The sequence below is a fragment of the Janthinobacterium sp. LPB2021202312-11-4 genome (assembly GCF_037049705.1).
In the GTDB taxonomy this organism is placed as follows: domain Bacteria; phylum Pseudomonadota; class Gammaproteobacteria; order Pseudomonadales; family Pseudomonadaceae; genus Aquipseudomonas.
On record NZ_JBAGKV010000022.1, the window covers coordinates 17,968 to 32,518 of the forward strand.

Genomic DNA, 14,551 nt, shown 5'->3' on the forward strand with positions numbered 1-14,551 from the left:
CCGTGTACAGGCGTTGCGCAAGGCCCTCACTCTACCTAAATCCTTGGCGCTTCTGTAGACGGCGGTTGAGTCAATTGGCCCCGAACAGCATCGTCCAGTAGACACCTTCGTCGCTGCGCGCATCGGTGGCGAAGGCTGCGCCGACCTGGGTGAACATCGGGTTCATCAAATTGGCGCAGTGCCCGGGGCTGGCCAGCCAACCGGCCATCGCCTTGCTCGGTGAGCCCTGGCCGGCGGCGATGTTCTCGCCGATCTGCCGGCCCCGGTAACCGGCGGCCCGGGCGCGATCCGCCGGCATATCACCGTCGGGGTCCTGATGCGCAAAGTAATTGCCATAGGCCATGGCTTTGCTGTGACCTTGCGCGGCGGCGCCCAACGCGGCGTTCCAACTCAATGGCCGGGCGGCGGCGAAACGCTGGCGGCCACACAACCGTGGCCGGGCTCGCGCCGCGTTGACCTCGGCCAGCAAGGTCTTGCTCGCCGCCCGCGTGTCACCCATGCGACTGTCGAGTAACGGCCGCGCCAACACCACTTGCCATTCGCTGCGAGCGCGACTGATGCCGATGTCGGCGTACTGCCCATCGAGCAACGCCCCGCAGTAGCGGCCCTGCAACATATCGAACGCTTCTTCGGCGTCTTGCGCACCGACCAGGCGAATGGTCCGCACGGTCACCGCTTGATAGCCGTTCTGCTTCAAGCCGTCACGCAATGGGCCGCCATAACCGATTGGCAGGGCAAGGCTCGATTTCAACGCCAGCGGTGCCAACGCCTGGGGCGGGCGCACCGAACAGCCACGGGGGTGGGCGCGGTAGGCATTGATCTCCGAGACCAGTTGCCGTTCTTCACTGGCGTGGGCGGGCAGGGCAAACAGGGGAAGCAAAGGCATGAGGCAGAGCGAAACAACGCGAAAGGACACGACGGGCTGGCGCATGAGGCGAACGGCTCTGATGAAAGACGACCATGGGGCTGAGGCTGCGCTGGCCGTTTGGGGCGGCGAGCGCAGTTCAGGGCAGGTCTAGGACTGCGGTTTTTCGATCTGGTTCAGGGACTTGGGACTGTGTGGTCGGTCATTTGTCGGGAAGGTATTGGGTGAACAAATCAATCAGGTCTTGGGGCGCGGTCTCGTTGAAAAACAACTTGAGGTTCTTGTCCGTTTCCGCCGCGGTCTCGGCACTTCGAGGGAAGAGCTCTTTTTCATACGCGGTCAGCGCCGCTTCGACATCGGCAGGGTGGGCGACGATCGCCTCAGCGAGCAGCGCACCGTCGTACAGGGCAAGGTTGGCGCCTTCGCCAGCGAACGGCGACATCAGGTGTGCAGCATCGCCGAGCAGTGTCACGCCGGGGATGCGCTCCCATTGGTGTGCGACCGGGAGCGCATGGATCGGGCGCAGCACGGGGGCAGTATCAGAATCGGTGATGAGCGCGGTCAGTGCTGGCGCCCAGCCGTCGAATTCCTTGGCGAGCAGGGCCATGGCCGTCACGGGGTCGGAGAGGTCGAGGCGGTCAAACCAGGCTTCAGGCCGGTTCAGGGCGACGTAGGTTTGCAGGGTGCCGTTGGCGTGTCGGTGGGCAAGGATGCCTTTATTGGGCACAACCGCCATCAGGGTGCCGTCGCCGATCACCTCGGCACTGGCCGGGTGGCGACGGTTGGCGTCGAACAGGAATGTCTCGATGAACGAGAGGCCGGCGTAGGCAGGTTTAACATCCGATAGCAGTGGCCGAACTCTCGACCAAGCGCCATCGGCCCCGATTAGAAGGGCGGTCGTCACGGCTGCCCCGTTGGCGAAGGTCAGCCCGTGCCGTCCGCCGCCGAGCGAGGCAACGGCGGTGAGCTTGTGTCCCCAGCGAATCGTCTCGGCTGGCAGCGATTCAAGCAGAATCCGCCGCAACTCACCGCGCTCGACCTCAGGCCGACCGCCGTTGTCCGGGCTGGGCCAATCGAGCAGGATGTTGCCGTGTTGATCGCTGATCCGTTTGGCATCCGCACCCTCGATGATGATTTCAAGAAACCTGTCGAACAGGCCTGCAGCCTTGAGCGCGAGCTGCCCGTTGTATTCATGAATGTCGAGCAGGCCACCCTGTGCTCGGGCGTCTGCCGAAGGTTCCGCCTCGTAGATCGTCACCGCGATACCGTGCACATGAAGCACCCGCGCGAGGGTCAAGCCACCGAGCCCCGCACCGATGATCGCGATTGGAGTGTTCATCCGAATGCCTTTGTGATTGGAGTCGGCGGTGAGTATCGCCTACAGGCTGGCTAGGGTGCCATTCCCGCAGATGGGGGCAGCGCTCAGGCCTTGCGCCGGCGCCCCAGCGCGTTGGGCAACGTGAATGGTCAGTGCAGTGAATACAGGAGGCTACGGGTCGTGCCCTGTGGCGTCTACTCGACAGGCCTTCAATTGCTCCGTCAGCCTGTGTTGTGCATCATCGATAACTCGACATAAGGAAACGTCCCCATGTCCACCCCGACACTGCACCTGATGTGCGGCAAGATCGCCTCAGGAAAATCAACGCTCGCCAAGACACTGGCTGCCGAACATTCCGCGATTTTACTGAGTGAGGATCAATGGCTCTCACGGCTCTATCCTGGCGAGATTAACTCGGTAGCGGATTACCTGCGCTGTGCACAGCGTATTCGCGCAGTGCTGGGGCCATTAGTCATCGACATGCTTGAGTCAGGCGTTTGTGTGGTTCTGGATTTTCCTGGCAACACAGGCCCGGATCGTGAATGGCTGCGCAATTTGGCGCAGGCGGCAAAGGTGCCGCATTCTCTGCACTATCTCGAGGTGGATGACGATACGTGTCGTGCCAGGCTGCACGCCCGCAACGAGCAGGGCGGACATGACTTTGCAGCGACCGATGCCGAGTTTGACCTGATCACCCGCTACTTTTGTGTTCCTGATGCGCGCGAGGGGCTGGATATCGTTGTTCACCGTTCCTGAGCGATGGCGTGATATCCAGCATTGCGATGGCTGAGCGCTGCTCGGCAACTTGTCGATCGATACCGGGTGGGCCTGCGAAACTGCGCCAATTCACACCGACTGCACCAGTGGCCTGTAAACTGGCCGCCGAATTCACGCACACCTGCAAACAAGAGAGTTTCCATGGCAAACCAAGACATCACGTTCATCCCCGACCCTGACGCGGATTCCATTTCCTCCGACGTCGCCGGTTTCGGTGGCCTGCTGGTCTCCACGCAAATTCCTACTCGCGCTGATGGCAGCCTGGAACTGGGCGGCATTGTCGAGCAGAGCGAATGCACCTTGCAGGCCTTGAAGGTCGCGCTAGAAGGTGCCGGCAGTTCCATGGACCGAGTGCTGCACTTGACCATCTACCTCACCGACATGGCCGACCGTGCTGCGTTCAACGAGGTATACAAACGTTTCTTCGCCAAACCCTGGCCGGTGCGCGCGGCGGTTGGTGTGGCTGCGCTGGCGGTTGAAGGCATGCGTGTGGAAGTGACGGCGATGGCGGCCAAGGGCTGAGTTTGCGGGCTGATCCGACGGCGCGGGGCTAATGCTTGCACTGCGCCAACACCACTTGGCAGGTGCTCGGTGTGCCGCCGGACTGGCCGGCATAACGGGCGCAATTATCCATGGATTTTTGCCGCGCCATGCTCAAGGTGTCGCCCCAGGCCAGGCCGCCCTCGCCGGACGTGGGCAGCGCTTTTGCGTAGCAGTTCGAGCCAGTGCTTGAGGTCGAATAGCGAGCCTTGGCCCCTTTGCCGGCACATCCTGCGGTTAGCGCCAGGGCGATGGCGAGCAGGGAAAGTAGGCCCCATGACAAGCATTGGCGTGCTGTTTTCCCGGTCATCCCATTTCCCCTGAATCAAGAGGCTGGAGAAGCGTCTGTAGGGTCGTGCTTTATTCAGTTTAGAAGACAGTGCGCCGGCCCCCGGCCCGTTTGGCGGCCAACATTCCGGGGGCGGCGCGATTCAGTGATTACCCGCGTCGAGGCAGTTTCCAGCCGGGCCGGATAAAGTGGCAGGTGTAGCCGTTGGGCAGGCGTTCGAGGTAGTCCTGGTGTTCCGGTTCAGCTTCCCAGAACGGGCCCGCCGGGCTGATTTCGGTGACCACTTTACCGGGCCAGAGACCCGAGGCGTCGACATCGGCGACGGTGTCTTCGGCGATCTCTTTTTGCTCATTGCTGAGGTAGAAGAGGGCAGACCGATAGCTGGCGCCGATGTCGTTGCCCTGGCGATTTTGGGTCGTCGGGTCGTGGATCTGAAAGAAAAACTCGAGGATCTGGCGGTAGCTGATCTGCTGTGGGTCGAACACGATCTCGATCGCTTCGGCGTGGTTGCCGTGGTTGCGATAAGTCGCGTTCGGCACATCGCCGCCCGAGTAACCCACCCGCGTGGCCAGCACGCCGGGGTAGCGTCGCAGCAAATCCTGCATGCCCCAGAAGCAGCCACCGGCCAGGATCGCGGTTTCGGTTTGCGTCGTCATGTACGGTCATTCCCTCGTTGAAGTGGTGTGTTACTGGTTAATGATCGGGCTGTTGAACTGGTCGGAGTAACTGCCGTCCATGAGCGAGGATGCCACCCGATCCGAACCGATGCCACTGCGCGCGTAGGCGAGGCGAGCTGCGCTGAGGTGATCGGCGCCGTCTGCGGCGACAGCGTTGGCACCGACGTGATCAGCGCCGTCCGCTGCAACTGCTCCGGCACCGACGTGATCTGCGCCATCCGCTGCAACTGCCCCAGCACCGACGTGATCAGCGCCATCCGCGGCGACTGCGTTGGCACCGACGTGATCGGCGCCATCTGCTGCGACTGCCCCGGCACCGACGTGATCGGCGCCATCCGCAGCGACAGCGTTGGCGCCGACATGATCGGAACCATCCGCTGCAACTGCACCTGCCCCAACATGATCGGAACCATCCGCTGCGACAGCGTTGGCGCCGACGTGATCAGCGCCGTCTGCTGCAACTGCGTTGGCGCCGACGTGATCAGCGCCGTCTGCTGCAACTGCGTTGGCGCCGACGTGATCAGCGCCGTCTGCTGCAACTGCGTTGGCGCCGACGTGATCCGAGCCATCCGCAGCGACAGCGTTGGCACCGACGTGATCTGCGCCATCCGCTGCAACTGCTCCGGCACCGACGTGATCCGAGCCATCCGCAGCGACTGCCCCGGCACCGACGTGATCAGCACCATCTGCGGCGACTGCCCCAGCCCCAACATGATCTGAGCCATCCGCCGCCAGGGCTTGCGCCTGCGCAGCCCAGGCACCGGGCATGACCACGGCTGCCGCGAGGGCCAAAACAACGCCTGAAAAAAGCTTATGTTTCATGATGTTCTCCATAACCCATCAGCCACAAAGTGATTGAACACTGCCGGTCGTTTGATCCAGGGAGGCACGACGCACGGGCTCGGGCTGATTACGTTGGCGATTGGCACGGGTGCGCCCACAGCGCACGGGTGTCGACGTGTTGCATGACACTCGGATAACGAACTCATGAGTATAGATCGGCAATTGCAGCCCACCCTGACCGGCGACCATCGGGCATCTCGGGCAACGTTGATCTGCATCGAACACCTATCAAACTCACCCGCATCGCGTCGATATTTGCGCGCACAATGCCGATATGCCACCGATTGGGTCGCCTACCCAGTTAGCACCTACAGCAAAGGAATGCCCTGTGAATGCCCTCCATGCTTTTCAACCGCTGTTCCACACCCTGAAATGGTTGTTGCCGCCAGTACTGCTGATCTGGTTGGTGGTAAAGCTGCTGAAAACAGCCACGTTCAAGGGCTGGTTCGGTGAGCAATTGGTAGGGTTTTTCGCCCACTATTGTCTGGATCGCCAAGTCTATCGACGCCTGCATAACGTGACGCTGGACACCCCGGACGGCACCACGCAGATCGACCATGTGTTCCTTTCTCCCTTCGGCGTCTTCGTGCTGGAGACCAAGAACATGCGCGGCTGGATCTTTGGCAGTGAACATCAGGCGCAATGGACGCAGCAGCTATATAGCCGGCGTTTCAGTTTCCAGAACCCGACACGACAGAACTACAAGCACTTGAAGGCATTGGAGGTCGCGCTGGGGATTGAGCTGGAACATCTGCATTCAGTAATTGCCTTTGTTGGCGGCACAACATTCAAGACCGAAATGCCAGCCAACGTCACCCAAGGCATGCGCTTCATCCGCTATATCAAATCCTTTCGGCAGCCGGTGTTTAGCGAAGAAGAGGTGAGGGCGATGGTGCAGGCGTTGCAAACCGGTCGCCGAGCGCCAACGCTGGCGACGGGGCGCGAGCACGTGCAACGACTCAAACAGCGCAGTGACTTGTCTGCCTCGCGCCAATGTCCGCGATGTGGCAGTGCATTGGTGGTTCGGACATTCAAGAGCGGTACTAAAATCGGCCAACAATATTGGGGGTGTAGTGCATTTCCGAAATGCAGGACCAGGCAGTCGATTGCCTAAACATGTTTGTCGATGTGCGTTTAACGACACTCGAAGTTACGTCCTAAAGGCTACAAAACCTTGTGCCTTTGCCTACGGTTCAGCCAGAATCCGCCGGCTTGTGCGCCTTGACCCCGGCCTCTATTGTTTCCCTGCCACTGCTCATCAGTGGTCGGGTTTAGTAGCCCGTGGTTGTCGGTATGTGCACGAGCGCGATTCAATCAGGTGTTTCCATGCCTGCACTTGATGGTGGCTGTGCGCAGGGCGCCCTCGGGCGCGCCGGTCTTGCTGACTCCCCCGGTCTACTAACCTGCGTACAGCCGCCACCCTTCTTTTAGTAGAGAAGAGATCAGCGGCTCCAATGTGGAGCAGCAAACTATGTTCAAAGTAACGCCAAACCCCCCGAACACCGATCCAGTCCCCCACGACGCCGCTCTGGACCCCAGAAAACTGAAAGAGGCGGCCGACCGCGCGCTCGACTTCTACCTCAACCCCGGGGCGCTGAAAGAGCCGATACCGCCCCGCAGCACCATTTTCATCATCGACCCGACGGTGGTGGATGACGAAACGTTGCTCGTCCAGGCCAGCGAATCGCTTGCATCCGCTTGCGACATGGCCAGTGATTTCGCCGAAGCAATGGACGGCCCGCAACGCAGGACGATGCTGGTGCTGCAACAGGTGATCAAGTTGGGTGAGCTGGCGGTCAATCGGGTACTGGATAACCACAAGCCTGGGTAGTCGCCAGGTGTGTCAGTGAGGGAGCACTGCTCCCTCACTACTGAGCATGCAAGTTGAGCGCGGGGCGGATTCGGACGAATTTCTGTACGGGAAATGCCGGCCAGCCAGTTCGGCGATCAGTCCTCAACCGTAAGGGTCGGGTCCTGAGTGGCTTCAGCCGCCAGTTTCAATCGGTCCGCTTTACTGATGTATTTAGTCTTGCTTTGCGGGGCCAGTTTGGCACTCGCCTTTTTGGCTTTAGCCTTAAATAGCTGCTGTAGTTTTTTTTGACGATTCATGTGTTTCTGCTCAGCGTGTAAAAGCCTGGATGATATCAGCTTCAATCTGAATCCTGATCGCGGTGGTGCGCTCTCAGGGCATTAGGCTCCGAGTTGGAGTTGATCTGTCTATTTGTCACGGCCCCGGTCGCGCCCATTTGAAATACACGTCGTTGCCCGATAGAGTCGCGCCCCGATCCGGTCAAAGCGGCCGGTCGTTCGTGGTGAAAAGGGGTTGCAGTTGAACGAACAGACATTGTCCATGCGCCTGGAGCGGGTGGCGGCGCATGTGCCCGCCGGTGCGCGCCTGGCCGACATCGGCTCGGATCACGGCTACCTGCCGGTGGCGTTGATGCGCCGGGGCGTGATTGCGGCGGCGGTGGCCGGCGAGGTGGCGTTGACGCCGTTCCACGCAGCTTCACGCACGGTGAGCGAAAACGGCCAGAGCGAGCGGATCATCGTGCGCCTTGCCAATGGCTTGGCGGCGATTGAGCCGGAAGACGGGATCACCGCGATCAGCATTTGCGGCATGGGCGGCGAGACCATCCGCGACATCCTCGACAGCGGCAAGACGCGGCTCAGCGGTCAGGAACGCCTGATCCTGCAACCCAACGGCGGCGAGCAGCCGCTGCGCCAATGGCTGATGGAGAATGGCTACCGCATCCTCTGCGAGGAACTGCTGCGGGAAAACCGCTTCGACTACGAAATCATCGTTGCCGAGCGTACCGGGCCAATGATGTACAGCGCCGAGGAACTGTACTTCGGCCCGTTGCAGATGCAGGCACGCACGCCGGTGTTCCTGAGCAAGTGGCAGCGCATCCTGCGCGAGAAACAAAAGACCCTGAGCCAGTTCGCCCGAGCGCGGCAGGCCGTGCCCGAGGAAAAGTTGCAAGACATCGCCACGCAGGCCCGGTGGATTACCGAGCTGCTGGCTTAAATGAACGCGGCAAAGTGGACTAGTACCCATCAGTTAGGCCCGACACCCAACCTGTGGCGAGGGAGCAAGCGCCCTCGCCACAGGTTGCTTATCGCTGGTTCCATCTCTTGACTGACTGGCATTAGGCAAGTGACGTCAGCACTCAACCGCGAATGAACGCCAACAAATCAGCATTGATCTGATCCGCGTGGGTGGTCGGCATGCCGTGAGGAAAGCCTGGGTACGTCTTGAGCGTTGCGTGCTTCAACAATTTGGCGGACAGCGGCGCGGAGTCGGCGAACGGCACGATTTGGTCATCCTCGCCATGCATGACCAGGGTGGGCACCTCAATCGCCTTTAAATCTTCGGTGAAGTCGGTTTCGGAAAACGCCTTGATGCAGTCGTAATGGGCTTTTGCGCCACCCATCATGCCTTGGCGCCACCAGTTGTCGATGGCGCCTTGCGAGACCTTGGCCCCGGGTCGATTGAAGCCATAGAAGGGGCCTGCCGGCACGTCCACGTAAAATTGCGCACGGCCGGCGACCAGTGCCGCACGGAACCCGTCGAACACTTCCAGCGGTAAGCCGCCGGGGTTCTTTTCCGACTTGACCATGATCGGCGGAACCGCGCTGATCAGTACGGCTTTGGCAACGCGTCCCGGTTTGGCCCGCGCGACATAACGGGCGACTTCACCGCCACCGGTCGAGTGGCCGATGTGGATCGCGCCCTTGAGGTCGAGCGCATCGGTCAGTTCGATGACGTCGGCGGTGTAGGTGTCCATTTCGTTGCCCTCCCACGTTTGGGTCGAGCGCCCGTGGCCTCGGCGGTCGTGGGCGATCACCCGGTAGCCTTTGAGCAGGAAGAACATCATCTGGGCATCCCAATCGTCCGCGCTCAGTGGCCAGCCGTGGTGAAACACCAGGGGCGTCGCGTCTTTGGGCCCCCAATCCTTGTAGAAAATCTCGGTGCCGTCTTTGGTCGTAATGAAATTCATGGCGTGTATCCCCTCGTGATTGGGTGGGTGTGCCAACGCTGGAGATCGATCTGACCGGCGGGTCGTGGGTGGGCGTGGTTGGCGGCCAGTAGTCATACTAGTTGAGGGTCAGGCCTTTGCGAGGTACCTGATCTGACGTCTTCGCGAGCAAACCAGCTCCCACATTTGTTCGGTGTCGTTCGCGGAATGTGTGATCGACGCGGCCCCCTGTGGGAGCGGGCTTGCTCGCGAAAGCGGTGTATCAGCCCATGCTGATGCCGGCATTCCCACAGGGCTTGCACATCGCGCTACAAAAGCGGCAACGCACAAATGTCCCGAATGCACCCGCGCAACCAGCGATGTGCCGGGTCGGCATCCAGTCGCGGGTGCCAAAACAATGACACGGTGATCGGCGGGATGGAGACCGGAAGGGGAAAACTGTGCAGTCCGGTGCGCAGGCTGGTGGTATGCCGTTCCGGCACGCTGGCGATCAGGTCGCAGGCCCGAACGAGTGCCAGCGCGGTCGAAAAGCCGCCGACGAGGGTGACAATTTCCCGTTCCAGGCCGAGGGCGCTCAAGGCGTCATCAATGGCCGTCGGCCCTTTGTCCAGGCCCCGTCGCGAGACACCGATGTGGCGGCCGGCGGCATAACGGGCGGGCGTGATTTCGCCCTGACTCAGCGGGTGCTCCAGGCGCACGACGCCAACGAAACGGTCCCGGAACAAGGCCTGGGTTCGTACTTCCGGCGCCATCGACTTGCCGATCACGCCGGTTTCCATGTCCACGGTTCCGTCGCGCAGTGGCGTGCTGTCCTTGTTGGGCTTGTTCACAAACAGCAGCCGCACGCCCGGCGCCTCTTCGCTGATGCGCGCCAGCAGGTCGGGGCCGAAGGTTTCGACAAAACCGTCACTGGTGCGAATGGTGAAGGTTCGCCCCAGGTGTTTCGGATCGAGTTGTTCGACCGGGCGCAGGACCGCTTCGGCGTCCTGGACCAATTGGCTGACCCGGTCACGCAGTTCGAGGGCCCGGGGCGTTGGCACGAGACCGCGACCGGCGCGGACCAGCAATGGGTCGCCGGTCGTCTCACGCAAGCGCGCCAATGCCCGGCTCATCGCCGAGGGGCTCAGCCGCAGTCGCTGGGCCGCGCGCGTGACGCTGCCTTCTGTCAGCAGAACATCCAGGGTAATGAGCAAGTTGAGATCGGGCATCGACATGTGGCGACGGTAGCACACGCTCGGTCGGGATGTGGCGTCAGACGCACAAGTAATGTGCAAACGGTGCGTCTTCCGCCTGGTCAGACGACGCCGTACGCTTTTGACAGCTCCGTTTTTGGAGTCGTCAGCCAAGGAGTTCAGCCTCATGACCGATCTAAACCAGACCTTCGCCGCCAGCGCCCCACGGGCACTTTCAGTTCGCTGGGTGCTTGCCAGCCTGTCGCTGTCGATGTTGCTATCGTCGCTTGGCACCAGCATCGCCAACGTAGGCTTGCCGGCCTTGGCCGAGGTGTTCGGCGCGACCTTTCAAGCGGTGCAGTGGGTCGTTCTGGCCTACCTGCTCGCCATTACCACGTTGATTGTCAGCGTCGGACGGCTGGGTGACCTTATCGGCCGCCGTCGCTTGCTGCTGGCTGGCATCGCGCTGTTCACGCTGGCTTGCGCCTTGTGCGGCCTGGCGCCCTCGCTTTGGTGGCTGATTGCCGCGCGGGCGGCGCAGGGTGTTGGCGCGGCGATCATGATGGCCCTGACCATGGCGTTTATCGCCGAAACGGTGCCCAAGGCCCGGACCGGTAGCGCCATGGGGCTGCTCGGGACGATGTCCGCCGTTGGCACTGCGCTGGGGCCGTCCCTTGGCGGCGTGCTGATCGCTGGTTTCGGCTGGCAGGCGATCTTCCTGATCAATGTGCCGCTGGGCATCCTGACGTTCTCGTTGGCCTGGCTTTATCTGCCCGCTGATCGCCCGCGATTGAAGACCGGGGGCAGTGGTTTCGATTTGCCGGGCACGCTGTTGCTGGCGCTGACGCTCGCGGCCTATGCACTGGCCATGACGTTGGGGCGCGGCAGTTTCGGTGCGCTCAACGTGGGGCTGTCGTTGATGGCCGTCCTGGGTGTCGGACTCTTTGTGCTCATCGAGTCGCGGGTGGCATCGCCCTTGATCCGTCTGGCGATGTTCCGCGATCGTGCGCTGAGCGCCAGCCTCGCCACCAACGTGTTCGTTTCGACGGTGATGATGGCGACGCTGGTGGTCGGGCCGTTTTATCTTTTTCGCGGGCTCGGGCTTAACCTGGCTGTTGTCGGTGTGGTCATGTCGATAGGTCCGATCATCTCGGTGCTGAGCGGCTTTCCGGCAGGGCGGGTGGTGGACCGTTTTGGCGCGCCGGTGATGGTCATTGTCGGGCTCATGGCGATGGCGACCGGGTCGATTGCGCTTTCGGTGCTCCCGGCGTTTTTCGGCCTGGCGGGGTATGTGGCTGCTATCGCCATCCTGACCCCCGGTTATCAGTTGTTCCAGGCTGCCAATAACACGGTGGTGATGCTGGACGTGCCGTCGGACCAGCGCGGCGTAATGTCCGGCTTGCTGAGTTTGTCGCGCAATCTCGGCTTGATCACCGGCGCCTCGGCAATGGGCGCCGTGTTTGCCCTGGCTTCGGCGGCGCCGGACGTGACGACGACCCCCGAAGCCGTCGCCAGCGGTATGCGACTTACGTTTGCGGTGGCCGCTGCTCTGATCGTCGCAGCGCTCGCCATTACGGTGGCAAGCCGGGTCAGGACGGCCATTGCACGGTAAGCCTCAATTGACGAGCATTTTGTTGTGCGATACAACTAAATGATCGTTTCCCATGAGGTGTGCGCCGTGATCGATTCAGACCTGATCAAGAATGTCCGCTCGGCGTCGCGCTTGATGGTGCGGGAGTTGGGGTTTATGCAAACCACACTGGCGGCGACGGACTATCCGCCTTCTTCTGTGCACACCATTGTCGAGCTTGGGAATCGCGATTCGCTGACGGCGGTGGAACTGGTCGCGCTGCTCGGCCTGGAAAAATCCAGCGTCAGCCGCATGGTGCGCAAGCTCATCGAGGCGGGCGAGATCGAAGAAGTGCCCAACGAGGACGATGCGCGCTCGAAAAAACTCCAACTCACGGAGCAAGGCCGGCAAACCCTGCGTGCAGTGGATGCCTTTGCCACTCAGCGGGTCGGCGCGGCCATGGCGCACTTGACCGAGGCGCAACAGCGCACGGTGAGTGACGGCCTCGGTCACTACGCCGTTGCCTTGCGCACCCAGCGCCTCGGTGCAGGATCGCCCAAACCGCCATTGGAAATTGCCCGGGGTTATCGTCCTGGGATCATCGGTCGCATCGTCGAAATGCACGCCTGCTATTACGCCAAACACGCAAATTTCGGTCAGCCGTTCGAAAGCCTGGTGGCCAGCGACATGGCTGAGTTGATGGGCCGCTTGCACAACCCGCGCAACGAGGTGTGGGTCGCGCTGGAGGGCGAGCGCATTGTCGGGTCGATTGCCATTGACGGCGAAGGCGAGGGTGGGGCGGCGGTGCTGCGTTGTTTCATTCTGGATGACAGCGCCCGGGGTAAAGGGGCTGGCAAACGCTTGCTGGCTGAGGCGATTAAGTTCTGCGATGAATGCGGTTTTACTGAGACGAAGCTCTGGACCTTTAAAGGCCTGGAGGCGGCACGCAAACTCTATGAAGACGTGGGTTTCACGTTGCAGCAGGAGCAGGAAGGAGCGCATTGGGGCGCACGGATTACCGGCCAATGGTTTGTTCGACCTGGGCCGGCCACCCCGTTAGTTTGATTGCGAATCGACGACCGCCTCAGGTTCGGCAGGTCGCAGCTTGAAGCGGCAGACATGGCCGCCCCGAACCATGCACTCCGTGTGCTCGACGTCCGCGCCGCCCAACGCCCCGATCAAGGCCAGGTCCAGTTCGCAGACCACCGGATGAGCCTCGGCGAGGCGGTGGAAGACGCAGTTGTGCGCGACGATTTCCGGGGCATCGGCGCTGCGAAAGAACACTTCGGCTTCGTACCCCGCCTGGTTCATGTGCTGCACGATCCGCGCTTCGTCGACTACCTGATGTTCACGGTCCTGCGCCAGTTTTCGGCCCAGGCTGCGCATCAGCGTCGCCAGTGCCTCGGGGCCGATGATGTCGGCCACTTCGTCAATCAGTACGCTGGCGAGCATCTGGTACTGGCGGGGAAACTGCTCCTTGGCGTGGTCGGTGAGCCGGTACAGTTGCTCCGGCCGCCGACCCGTCGGACGGGTTTCCCCGCGCAGTACCAATCCGTCACGCTCCAGGGCCGCCAGGTGTTGGCGGATCGCAGTGCGGGTGACTGCCAGACGCTCAGCCAACTCGTCAATGCTCATGCCGCCCGCATGGTGCAGCAGCGCGTTGAGCAGGTCTTGCTGGGTGCGGCCCAGTCCTTCAAGCATGGTGTGGCCTCGCGGGGTCAGAACTTGTCCGGGAACTGCTTGACCAGAGCCGCCGTCAACGCGTCCGCCAGGGCCAGCACATGGGGGCGCATCATCTGCCAGGTGCGTGCTTCAGCGGCGTAATCGTGGGTGGCGAGCTCATCGATTTGCGCTACATGATGACCACCATGGGCGGCCAACATGCCGACCAGCGTGCTTTCGGGCAGATTAGGGTTGGCACCGGCCAGGAACGCCGCAATGGCCTTGGCGTTGCTGGTCAGGTCCGCGACTGCCGCCTGCTTGCCTTTGGCGTCCTTGGCAACCGTGGCGTCGCTGTAGTGTTTCACCGCGCCCCAGTGACCGGCAAGCAGCTTGAGCAGTTGATCGGCGGCAGGCTGGCCGTAGAGCGGGGCGATGCTGTTGGCGATTTGGGTCGCGTTGGCCACCACTTGGTCGGCGGCGACTTTCGCTTGGGGTTTGTCCGTCGCCTGGTTGGCGATCGCATAGTTTCTGATCCAGAACACATGCTCGACCCAAAGGTCACGCATCGCCAGGCGCGTGCTCAGCGCGGCGCTGTCAGCGCCGGGCTCGGGGGTGGGAGGTGTCTGGCTCCAGGCCGGTTGCGCGCAGAAAGCCAACAACAGTAAAGCCAAGGTTTTGATATTCATGACGGCACCCTCTGATTCGTGGGATTGTCCAACAATATCAATTAAAGCATGTAAATATGTTTTTATTGGGTGGAACTCTAAATCACTGATCGACGGTCACACCCAATGAACTGTCCGAATTCGGTGAGTCCACAGAGGGGGGGCACGGCGCGCTGATTTTTTTTGAGATATGGCC

The 14,551-nt window shown here is 61.6% G+C and carries 17 protein-coding genes; 8 read left to right on the forward strand and 9 right to left on the reverse strand.

What is annotated here, in order from left to right; translation table 11 throughout:
• Positions 1-70 precede the first annotated feature (70 nt).
• Together V5E99_RS21710 and V5E99_RS21715 are read right to left on the reverse strand one after the other, a co-directional pair.
• On the reverse strand, positions 71-886 hold the full coding sequence (locus V5E99_RS21710) for a CAP domain-containing protein (RefSeq protein WP_499804298.1): 816 nt from the start codon (positions 884-886) through the stop codon (positions 71-73).
• A 181-nt stretch (positions 887-1,067) separates the two neighbouring features.
• Positions 1,068-2,204: an FAD-dependent oxidoreductase gene (locus V5E99_RS21715; RefSeq protein WP_499804299.1), complete on the reverse strand. Its 1,137-nt coding sequence runs from the start codon at positions 2,202-2,204 to the stop codon at positions 1,068-1,070.
• A gap of 249 nt (positions 2,205-2,453) precedes the next feature.
• Between V5E99_RS21715 and V5E99_RS21720 the strand changes: the two genes are divergently transcribed.
• On the forward strand, positions 2,454-2,939 hold the full coding sequence (locus V5E99_RS21720; protein WP_499804300.1) for a P-loop nucleotide/nucleoside kinase family protein: 486 nt from the start codon (positions 2,454-2,456) through the stop codon (positions 2,937-2,939).
• 162 nt (positions 2,940-3,101) lie between these two features.
• A complete protein-coding gene (locus tag V5E99_RS21725) occupies positions 3,102-3,482 on the forward strand; it encodes a RidA family protein (RefSeq protein ID WP_499804301.1) in 381 nt (126 codons plus the stop codon).
• Positions 3,483-3,510: 28 nt separating this feature from the next.
• On the opposite strand, the gene V5E99_RS21730 is transcribed toward V5E99_RS21725, so the two are convergent.
• A complete protein-coding gene (locus V5E99_RS21730) occupies positions 3,511-3,810 on the reverse strand; it encodes a hypothetical protein (protein WP_499804302.1) in 300 nt (99 codons plus the stop codon).
• A gap of 128 nt (positions 3,811-3,938) precedes the next feature.
• Positions 3,939-4,445: a peptide-methionine (S)-S-oxide reductase MsrA gene (gene msrA, locus V5E99_RS21735; RefSeq protein WP_499804303.1), complete on the reverse strand. Its 507-nt coding sequence runs from the start codon at positions 4,443-4,445 to the stop codon at positions 3,939-3,941.
• 147 nt (positions 4,446-4,592) lie between these two features.
• On the opposite strand from msrA, the gene V5E99_RS21740 reads away from it, so the two are divergent.
• The 3 genes from V5E99_RS21740 (at position 4,593) to V5E99_RS21750 (ending at position 7,140) form a co-directional block, all read left to right on the forward strand.
• Positions 4,593-5,186 (forward strand): hypothetical protein, encoded by a 594-nt coding sequence (locus tag V5E99_RS21740; RefSeq protein WP_499804304.1) that lies wholly within the window; start codon positions 4,593-4,595, stop codon positions 5,184-5,186.
• A 451-nt stretch (positions 5,187-5,637) separates the two neighbouring features.
• On the forward strand, positions 5,638-6,423 hold the full coding sequence (locus V5E99_RS21745) for a nuclease-related domain-containing protein (protein ID WP_499804305.1): 786 nt from the start codon (positions 5,638-5,640) through the stop codon (positions 6,421-6,423).
• 357 nt (positions 6,424-6,780) lie between these two features.
• Entirely contained in the window at positions 6,781-7,140 is a 360-nt protein-coding gene (locus V5E99_RS21750) for a DUF6124 family protein (protein WP_499804306.1), read from the forward strand.
• A 116-nt stretch (positions 7,141-7,256) separates the two neighbouring features.
• Here V5E99_RS21750 and V5E99_RS21755 read toward each other — a convergent pair whose 3' ends face one another.
• Complete coding sequence (locus V5E99_RS21755; protein WP_499804307.1) at positions 7,257-7,418, reverse strand: DUF2986 domain-containing protein; 162 nt, start codon at positions 7,416-7,418, stop codon at positions 7,257-7,259.
• Between the two features lie 220 nt (positions 7,419-7,638).
• On the opposite strand from V5E99_RS21755, the gene V5E99_RS21760 reads away from it, so the two are divergent.
• Complete coding sequence (locus tag V5E99_RS21760) at positions 7,639-8,334, forward strand: tRNA (adenine(22)-N(1))-methyltransferase (protein ID WP_499804308.1); 696 nt, start codon at positions 7,639-7,641, stop codon at positions 8,332-8,334.
• Between the two features lie 142 nt (positions 8,335-8,476).
• Here the strand turns inward: V5E99_RS21760 and V5E99_RS21765 are convergent, their stop codons facing one another.
• Entirely contained in the window at positions 8,477-9,307 is an 831-nt protein-coding gene (locus V5E99_RS21765) for an alpha/beta fold hydrolase (RefSeq protein WP_499804309.1), read from the reverse strand.
• 287 nt (positions 9,308-9,594) lie between these two features.
• Positions 9,595-10,500, reverse strand: coding sequence for a LysR family transcriptional regulator (locus V5E99_RS21770; protein WP_499804310.1), 906 nt, complete (start codon positions 10,498-10,500; stop codon positions 9,595-9,597).
• A 145-nt stretch (positions 10,501-10,645) separates the two neighbouring features.
• On the opposite strand from V5E99_RS21770, the gene V5E99_RS21775 reads away from it, so the two are divergent.
• Entirely contained in the window at positions 10,646-12,070 is a 1,425-nt protein-coding gene (locus V5E99_RS21775; protein ID WP_499804311.1) for an MFS transporter, read from the forward strand.
• Between the two features lie 66 nt (positions 12,071-12,136).
• A complete protein-coding gene (locus tag V5E99_RS21780) occupies positions 12,137-13,093 on the forward strand; it encodes a bifunctional helix-turn-helix transcriptional regulator/GNAT family N-acetyltransferase (protein ID WP_499804312.1) in 957 nt (318 codons plus the stop codon).
• Here V5E99_RS21780 and V5E99_RS21785 read toward each other — a convergent pair.
• Positions 13,085-13,729: a helix-turn-helix transcriptional regulator gene (locus tag V5E99_RS21785; protein WP_499804313.1), complete on the reverse strand. Its 645-nt coding sequence runs from the start codon at positions 13,727-13,729 to the stop codon at positions 13,085-13,087. The two genes, V5E99_RS21780 and V5E99_RS21785, sit on opposite strands and share 9 nt — an antisense overlap.
• A 17-nt stretch (positions 13,730-13,746) precedes the next feature.
• Positions 13,747-14,376, reverse strand: coding sequence for a hypothetical protein (locus tag V5E99_RS21790; protein ID WP_499804314.1), 630 nt, complete (start codon positions 14,374-14,376; stop codon positions 13,747-13,749).
• Positions 14,377-14,551: the final 175 nt, after the last annotated feature.